The following is a 7929-nucleotide window of genomic DNA, read 5'->3' as shown; positions in this document are numbered from 1 at the left end:
GGCGACGCGCTGCTGCTGGCCGCCGGAGAGCTGGTGCGGCTTCTTGCGGGCCTGCTCGCCGAGCTGGACGAGGTCGAGCATCTCGTCGACCTGCTTCTTCACCGACTTCAGACCGCGCCGGCGCAGACCGAAGGCGACGTTCTCGAAGATGTCGAGGTGCGGGAAGAGGGCGTACGACTGGAAGACCGTGTTCACGGGCCGCTTGTACGGGGGCAGCGCGGTCACGTCCTGGTCGCCCAGGTGCACGCTGCCGGCGGAGGGTTCCTCCAGGCCGGCGATCATGCGCAGGGTGGTGGTCTTGCCGCAGCCGGAGGCGCCGAGCAGGGCGAAGAAGGAGCCCTGCGGCACGGTCAGGTCGAGCGGGTGCACGGCGGTGAAGGCGCCGTAGGACTTGGCTATGCCCGTGAGGCGGACGTCGCCGCCGGGGCCGGTCTGGTTCGTCATGGTGGTCACGCCCCCGTCAGCTTCGCGAACTTCGCTTCGAACTCGGTCTCTTCCTTCGAGCTCAGCGAGCGGAAGGCATGGGACTTGGCGGCCATGGCCTTGTCGGGAATGATCAGCGGGTTGTTCGCCGCGTCCTCGTCGATCTTCTCCAGCTCGGCCTTCACGCCGTCGACGGGACACACGTAGTTGATGTAGGCGGCGAGTTCGGCGGCCGCCTTCGGCTCGTAGTAGAAGTCGATGAGCCGCTCGGCGTTGGTCTTGTGCCGGGCCTTGTTGGGGATCAGCAGGTTGTCGGTCGACGTCACGTAGCCGCTGTCCGGGATGAGGAAGTCGATGTCGGGGCTGTCCGCCTTGAGCTGGACGACGTCACCGGCCCAGGCGACACAGGCGGCGAAGTCGCCGCTGGTCAGGTCCGAGGTGTAGTCGTTGCCGGTGAAGCGGCGGATCTGGCCCTTGTCGACGGCCTTCTGGAGGCGGGCGACGGCCGCGTCGTAGTCGTCGGCGGTGAAGTCGGCCGGGTCCTTGCCCATGTCGAGCAGGGTCATGCCGATGCTGTCGCGCATCTCCGACAGGAAGCCGACCCGGCCCTTGAGCCTGGGGTTGTCCAGCAGGTCGGATATCGACGTCACCTCGACCCCGTCGAGGGCCTTCTTGTTGTACGCGATGACGGTCGAGATGCCCTGCCAGACGTACGAGTAGGCGCGGCCCGGGTCCCAGTCGGGGCTGCGGAACTGGGCCGACAGATTGGCGTAGGCGTGCGGCAGGTTGCTCGGGTCGAGCTTCTGCGCCCAGCCGAGGCGGATGAGGCGGGCGGCCAGCCAGTCGGTGAGGACGATCAGGTCGCGGCCGGTGTCCTGGCCCGCGGCGAGCTGCGGCTTGATCTTGCCGAAGAACTCGTTGTTGTCGTTGATGTCCTCGGTGTACTTGACCTTGATGCCGGTGCGCCTGGCGAACTGGTCCAGCGTGGGGTGGTGCTTGCCGCTGTCGTCGACGTCCATGTACTCGGTCCAGTTGGAGAAGTTCACCGTCTTCTCCTTGGCCGAGTGGTCCTCGGCCGAGACGCCGCCCTGCGACGTGCCGGCCGCCGGGATGCCGCAGGCGCTCAGCGTCCCCATTCCGCCGGCCGCGAGCGCCCCGCCCGCGGAGGCGCGCAGCAGCGACCGCCGGGTGAGGGAAGCCCTGCCGTTGGTGAGACTGCGCCTCATGGCGGCCCTCTGGGCCGCGGAGAGGCGGTCGGGCTCGTACTGCTCCATGCGCGTGGTGCCCTTTCGGAGGGTGGACGGCCGGTGGTCAGGCGGCCTGCATACGGCTATCGGTCCCCGAACACGGTGCGGTGCCAGTCCTTGGCGGCCACCGCGGTGTTGTCGAACATGACGTGCTTGATCTGGGTGTACTCCTCGAACGAGTACGCGGACATGTCCTTGCCGTAGCCGGAGGACTTGTAGCCGCCGTGCGGCATCTCGCTGATGATCGGGATGTGGTCGTTGATCCAGACGCACCCGGCCTTGATCTCACGGGTGGCCCTGTTCGCGCGGTACACGTCCCGGCTCCAGGCCGATGCGGCCAGTCCGTACGGGGTGTCGTTGGCGAGCGCGAGGCCCTCGTCGTCGGTGTCGAACGGCAGCACGACCAGGACCGGTCCGAAGATCTCGGACTGGACGACCTCGCTGTCCTGGGCGGCGTCGGCGATCAGGGTGGGCCGGTAGTAGGCGCCCTTGGCGAGCGCGCCCCCGGGTGCCTCACCGCCGGTGACCACGCGCGCGTAGGCCCGCGCCCGTTCCACGAACCCGGCCACCCGGTCCCGCTGCACGTGCGAGATCAGCGGGCCGAGGTCGGTGCCGGCGGCGAAGGGATCACCGAGCCGGACCGTCTCCATGAGCGCCGCGGTCCGCTCCACGAAGGCCTCGTACAGCGGCCGCTGCACGTACGCGCGCGTGGCGGCCGTGCAGTCCTGCCCGGTGTTGATGAGGGAGCCCGCGACCGCGCCGTGGGCGGCGGCCTCCAGGTCGGCGTCGTCGAAGACCACGAAGGGCGCCTTGCCGCCGAGCTCCAGGTGGAGGCGCTTGACGGTGGCGGTGGCGACCTCGGCGACGCGCTTGCCGACGGCGGTGGAGCCGGTGAAGGAGGTCATGGCCACGTCGGGGTGGCCGACGAGGTGCTCCCCGGCCTCCTTTCCGGTGCCGGTGACGATGTTGATCACGCCGTCCGGGATCCCGGCGTCGGTGGCCGCCCGGGCGAAGAGCAGCGAGGTCAGCGGGGTGAGCTCGGCGGGCTTCAGGACGATGGTGTTGCCCGCCGCGATCGCCGGGAGGATCTTCCAGGCGGCCATCTGGAGGGGGTAGTTCCAGGGCGCGATCGACCCGACGACGCCGATGGGCTCGCGCCGGACGTACGAGGTGTGGTCCCCGGAGTACTCCCCGGCCGACTGCCCCTGGAGATGCCGTGCGGCACCGGCGAAGAAGGCGGCGTTGTCGATCGTTCCGGGGACGTCGAACTCGCGGGTCAGCTTCAGCGGCTTGCCGCACTGGAGCGACTCGGCGCGGGCGAAGTCCTCGGCCCGGTCGGCGAGGACCGCGGCGAACCGGTGCAGGGCGTCGGACCGCTCGCCGGGGGTGGCTGCCGCCCAGCCGGGGAAGGCCGCGCGGGCGGCGGCGACGGCCCGGTCGACATCGGCCGGGCCCGCCAGCTCGTAGGTGAGGACCTCCTCGCCCGACGCCGGGTCGACGACCGCGTGCGTGCGGCCGGAGGTGCCCCTGGTCAGACGGTCCGCGATGTACTGCGCGCCCTGTGCGAAGCGCTCCTCCGCCGGAAATCGGTCCGGGGTGGCGGTGCCCGGGTTGTGCATGTCGCTCTCCTCCGTGTCCCCTGAGGGGGCCGGCGTGGCTCAGGCTCGATTTGAGTGCCGATCCTGACAGAGGTATGGCATGCCAACAAGTGATTCCGTTGTTGATTTTTGGTTACGCGACGAAATCTGTCGACCAGGTGTCGAGTGCACCGCGAAAAGGCAGGACGCTGTGTCAGTGGTGCGTGCCAGACTCGCGTGCATGGAGAAGGTCACGGGGGCGGTCGGCTCGCAGGAGGCCCTGATCAGGGCGGTCCGCGCGGGGGCCGGGGTCAGATATCTGCACTTCTGGGGGCACCGGCCGCGGCCGGACGGCCGGGTCGGGGCGAGCTGCCTGAGCCAGTGGTGGCCCTCGCCGTTCACGGTGGACGGCGAGGCCTATGCGACGGCCGAGCACTGGATGATGGCCGAGAAGGCCCGGCTCTTCGAGGACCCGGCGGCGGAGCGTGCCGCGCTGGCCGCGGGGCATCCCGCCGAGGCGAAGAAGGCCGGGCGGCTGGTGCGCGGCTTCGACGAGGCGACCTGGGCCCGGGAGCGGTTCCGGATCGTCGTCGAGGGCAGCGTCCACAAGTTCGGCGCACACCCCGACCTGCTGGCGTACCTGCTGGGCACGGGCGACCGGGTACTGGTCGAGGCCAGCCCCATGGACCGGGTGTGGGGCATCGGGCTGGCCGCGAGCGACGAGGCGGCGATGGATCCGGAGCGGTGGCGGGGGCCGAACCTGCTGGGCTTCGCGCTGATGGAGGCGCGGGAGCGGCTGAGGACGGCGAGAGCATGAGTGAGGGGCCGGTCCCGTGGACCGGCCCCCCGCAAGCTCCGGGAGCCGCCTTCAGGCAGCCGCGCCGAGCCCGCCCATGATGCCGGCGAACAGCAGGAAGCCGAGCAGCGGCAGGATCACGGTGGCGATGATGCCGCAGACCAGGCCCGCGGTCGCCGCGCCCTTGTTGGTGGCCTCACCGCGGGTGGCCTTGCCGCGGCCGACGGCACCGAAGATGATCGCGAGGATGCCCAGGATCACGCCGAAGAACCACATGATGAACGTCAGGCTGCACACCACGCCGATGATGCCCAGCACCAGACCCGTGGTTCCCATGCCGTTGCTGGGCTGCGCGGGCATCCCGTAGCCAGGGGCCTGCGGGTAGCCCACGGGCGGCGCGGCCGGGTAGCCGGGGCCGCCCTGCGGGTAGCCGTAGCCCGGGCCGGGCTGCTGCGGATAGCCGTACCCCGGGGCCGGCTGCTGCGGCGGCTGGGCCGGCGGGCCGAAACCACCCGGGGGCGGGTTGGTGTTGGACATGGACGCTCTCCCCTCCGTTGTCAGACCAGGGCATCGTAGTGGCCAAGTCGGCCGCGCAGGGCGGCAGTTTCAGCGGTGGGGCGGGGCGGTGGCCACCGTGCCGACGGCGCCGTAGGGGTCGTCGCTGCGGTCGCTGTTGATCGCGGCCGTGATGCCGACGGCGATCAGGACGATCACCGTGATGCCGAGGATGATCCCGATGATGCCCATGATCAGTCCGGCCTGGGCCTGCCCGTGGTTGGTGGCCACCCCGGCCTCGGCGCGCTTGCGGCCCTTGATGCCGAAGACGACCGCGAGGATCCCGGTGACCAGGGAGACCACGCCGTAGAGGCAGAAGAGGGTGCAGGAGATGATGCCGAGCACCATCGCGGCGACGCCCATGCCGTTCTGCGGGGCCATGGGCATGCCGGGCCAGCCGTAGCCGCCCTGGGAGTAGCCGCCCTGGGGGTAGCTGCCCGGGTATCCGTAACCGCCGGGCGCTCCCGGGCCGGTGGGGGCCACGGGCGGGGGCGGCACGGCACCGGTGCCGGAGCCCGACGGGTCGTACTGCGGCGTGCCCGCCGGCGGCGTGAAACCAGGCATGGAGGTGACCGTGGCCTGGTCGTGGACGGACGGCGGCTGCGGGGTCTGGTTCTTGTCGAGCGAGGGCTTGCTCTCCGGAGGCGCCCACGGGTCGTGGCTGCCTCCGTCGGGCTGCGTCGCGTCCGTCATCGTGCGTCCCCCCTGGGTCGATCGTCCCGTCATGCTACGGGGCCGGTCGGTGCGGGCCACAGTGCGGGTGCGTGGGGGCCGGCCGCGCCGACGCGGCGGAGCCGCGCATCGACATGGCCCGCGCCCCTCACGAAGGGCGGTGCACCCCACGGCATACGATGAATTTCGCGTCAATCGATCAGCCGATCACCCGCGCCCCGCCCGCCTCACGCCGGCGGTGGCGCCGTTCCGGGGAGGAACCCTTGACCGAGCATCTCGTCGACCCCCACGCCCCACGCGACCTCAAGGCCTTCGTCGCCGGCCTCCCCAAGGCCGAACTGCATGTGCACCACGTGGGATCCGCCTCCCCCCGGATCGTCTCCGAACTGGCCGCGCGGCACCCCGACTCGAAGGTGCCGACCGACCCCGAGGCCCTGGCCGACTACTTCACGTTCACCGACTTCGCGCACTTCATCGACGTGTACCTGTCGGTCGTCGACCTGATCCGCACGCCGGAGGACGTCCGGCTGCTGACGTACGAGGTGGCCCGGGACATGGCCCGGCAGCAGGTGCGCTACGCCGAGCTGACCATCACGCCCTTCTCGTCCACCCGGCGCGGCATCGACGAGCGGGCCTTCATGGACGCGATCGAGGACGCCCGCAAGGCCTCCGAGGCCGACTTCGGGACCGTGCTGCGCTGGTGCTTCGACATCCCCGGCGAGGCGGGTCTGCAGGCCGCCGAGGAGACGGCCCGGCTCGCCACCGACGACCGGCTGCGCCCGGAGGGCCTGGTCTCCTTCGGTCTCGGCGGGCCCGAGGTCGGCGTGGAGCGGCCGCAGTTCAAGCCGTACTTCGACCGGGCGATCGCCGCCGGACTGCACTCCGTACCGCACGCCGGCGAGACGACCGGGCCGCAGACGGTGTGGGACGCGCTGACCCACCTGCGGGCCGAGCGCATCGGGCACGGCACCAGTTCCGCGCAGGACCCGAAGCTGCTCGCGCACCTCGCCGAGCACCGGATCGCCCTGGAGGTGTGCCCGACCTCGAACATCGCCACCCGCGCGGTCCGCACCCTCGACGAGCACCCGGTCAAGGAGTTCGTGCGGGCCGGCGTGGTCGTCACGATCAACTCCGACGACCCGCCGATGTTCGGCACCGACCTCGACAACGAGTACGCGGTCGCCGCCCGGCTCCTCGACCTCGACGAGCGGGGCCTGGCGGAGCTGGCGAAGAACGCCGTCGAGGCGTCCTTCCTGGACGCGGCGGGCAAGGCCCGGATCACCGGCGAGATCGACACCTACACCGCGCAGTGGCTTTCCCGGTGACGCCCGCCCCGGTCGCCGTGGCCCACCGGGGCGACCCCTACCGCGTCCGGGAGAACACCGTCGCCTCGCTGCGTTCCGCGCTGCGCCGGGGCGCGGACGCGGTGGAGATCGACGTACGGCTCACCCGGGACGGCGTGCCGGTGCTGCTGCACGACGCGACGCTGAAGCGGCTGTGGGAGCACGAACGGCCCCTGCTCGCGCTGTCGTCCGAGGAGGTGCGCGGTCTGACGGGCGGCGGGGTTCCCACCCTGGCCGAGGCCCTGCCCGCGACCGACGGGCACCGGGTGATGATCGACCTGCCCGGGTCGCCCGATGTGCGGGCGGTGCGCCGGATCATGGGCGTCGTGGCGGAGGCCGGGGCGGCGGACCGGGTCTACTACTGCGCGGGCGCCGACGCCATGCTCGCCGTGCGGGCGGCGGATCCGGCCGCCGAGATCGCCCTCACCTGGACGACTCTGGCCCCGCCCCGGCCCGTGCTGCTGGAGGCGGTCCGCCCGCGCTGGCTGAACTACCGCTTCTCACTGGTGGACCGCCCGCTCGCCGAGCGCGTGCACGCCGACGGTTACCTGGTGTCCGTCTGGACCCCCGACACCCGCCGCTCCATGCGGCGGCTGCTTCAGGCGGGCGTGGACTCGATCACGACGAACCGCGTCGACGTGCTGTGCGCTACACGCGCGAGCGCTGCGGCACCGTCGCCGGGTCTGCCGGGACCGAGCGCGTGACGTACTGCGGCACCGGCGCGCTGTCCGTGCCGGTGTCGCGGACGAGCCCATAGCGCAGGGCGCCGTCGGCGGGGCCCTCGTTGACGTCCCTGACCACGGCGTCCCGGTCCGACGGGAAGACGATGAGGCCGTAGTCGCAGCCCCGTTCGTTCTGGGTGAGGGTGACGGTGCCGTCGAGGTAGAAGTACTCGTTCTGCCACATCTGCTGGGTGCCGGGCGGGAGGACCGCGTAGCCGATGTCCGGGCCGCCCATGCCGGTGGCGTAGCCGTTCGGGGCGCCGGGCAGCGCATCGTCCATGCGGCGCGTGCCGCCGGAGGCCACGTGGAACAGCCTGCCCCTCAGGCCGGTCCAGGACGGCATGACCAGCGCGCCGGGCCGCGACCCGGGTGAGATCTGCCAGCGCACCAGGATGTATCCCCGGCCGGTGAGCGTCACGCGGTCGCCGCGGTGCTGCATGACCGCCTTCGGGCCGCCGGTGCTGGTGATGCCGGCCTCGGGACGGCGCGGCAGGGCGGCGGGCCGGGTGTCCGGGTCGGGGGCCCGGTCGACGGCGTCGACGACGGTGCCGTAGAGGCCGGTCTTCTTCGTCGCCGACGGCGCGGACGTGGGGG

The 7929-nt window shown here is 71.7% G+C and carries 8 protein-coding genes and 1 pseudogene; 3 read left to right on the top strand and 6 right to left on the bottom strand.

The features are described from left to right. The 3 genes from GTY56_RS22510 to GTY56_RS22500 form a co-directional block, all read right to left on the bottom strand. The coding region (locus GTY56_RS22510) for an ABC transporter ATP-binding protein (protein ID WP_161367143.1) at positions 1 to 444 on the bottom strand (444 nt) is incomplete at its 3' end. A 5-nt stretch (positions 445 to 449) separates the two neighbouring features. Beyond that, positions 450 to 1697: a polyamine ABC transporter substrate-binding protein gene (locus tag GTY56_RS22505; RefSeq protein WP_161367142.1), complete on the bottom strand. Its 1248-nt coding sequence runs from the start codon at positions 1695 to 1697 to the stop codon at positions 450 to 452. A gap of 56 nt (positions 1698 to 1753) precedes the next feature. Beyond that, entirely contained in the window at positions 1754 to 3289 is a 1536-nt protein-coding gene (locus GTY56_RS22500) for a gamma-aminobutyraldehyde dehydrogenase (RefSeq protein ID WP_161367141.1), read from the bottom strand. 199 nt (positions 3290 to 3488) lie between these two features. Here GTY56_RS22500 and ybiA point away from each other — a divergent pair, with 199 nt between their 5' ends. Beyond that, the gene (ybiA, locus tag GTY56_RS22495) at positions 3489 to 4064 is read left to right on the top strand and encodes a riboflavin biosynthesis intermediates N-glycosidase (protein WP_161367140.1); all 576 of its coding nucleotides are present in this window, start codon (positions 3489 to 3491) and stop codon (positions 4062 to 4064) included. Positions 4065 to 4115: 51 nt separating this feature from the next. Here ybiA and GTY56_RS22490 read toward each other — a convergent pair whose 3' ends face one another. Further along, a complete protein-coding gene (locus GTY56_RS22490; RefSeq protein WP_161367139.1) occupies positions 4116 to 4580 on the bottom strand; it encodes a DUF4190 domain-containing protein in 465 nt (154 codons plus the stop codon). Between the two features lie 69 nt (positions 4581 to 4649). Beyond that, complete coding sequence (locus GTY56_RS22485; protein ID WP_161367138.1) at positions 4650 to 5291, bottom strand: DUF4190 domain-containing protein; 642 nt, start codon at positions 5289 to 5291, stop codon at positions 4650 to 4652. Between the two features lie 158 nt (positions 5292 to 5449). Between GTY56_RS22485 and GTY56_RS22480 the strand changes: the two genes are divergently transcribed. Both GTY56_RS22480 and GTY56_RS22475 read left to right on the top strand, forming a co-directional pair. Further along, positions 5450 to 6595, top strand: coding sequence for an adenosine deaminase (locus GTY56_RS22480; protein WP_202510582.1), 1146 nt, complete (start codon positions 5450 to 5452; stop codon positions 6593 to 6595). After that, positions 6592 to 7317, top strand: a complete 726-nt coding sequence (locus tag GTY56_RS22475) for a glycerophosphodiester phosphodiesterase family protein (protein WP_161367136.1) — start codon at positions 6592 to 6594, stop codon at positions 7315 to 7317. The genes GTY56_RS22480 and GTY56_RS22475 overlap by 4 nt, the downstream gene beginning before the upstream one ends. Here the strand turns inward: GTY56_RS22475 and GTY56_RS22470 are convergent. After that, positions 7262 to 7929: pseudogene (locus GTY56_RS22470) on the bottom strand (sigma-70 family RNA polymerase sigma factor); the annotation flags it as partial. The gene GTY56_RS22475 and the pseudogene GTY56_RS22470 overlap by 56 nt on opposite strands.

The organism is Streptomyces sp. SID5643, from assembly GCF_009872555.1.
Classification (GTDB): Bacteria; Actinomycetota; Actinomycetes; order Streptomycetales; family Streptomycetaceae; genus Streptomyces; species Streptomyces iakyrus.
The sequence above is the reverse complement of the archived record's forward strand: the minus strand, read 5'-3'. Positions and strand labels throughout refer to the sequence as shown.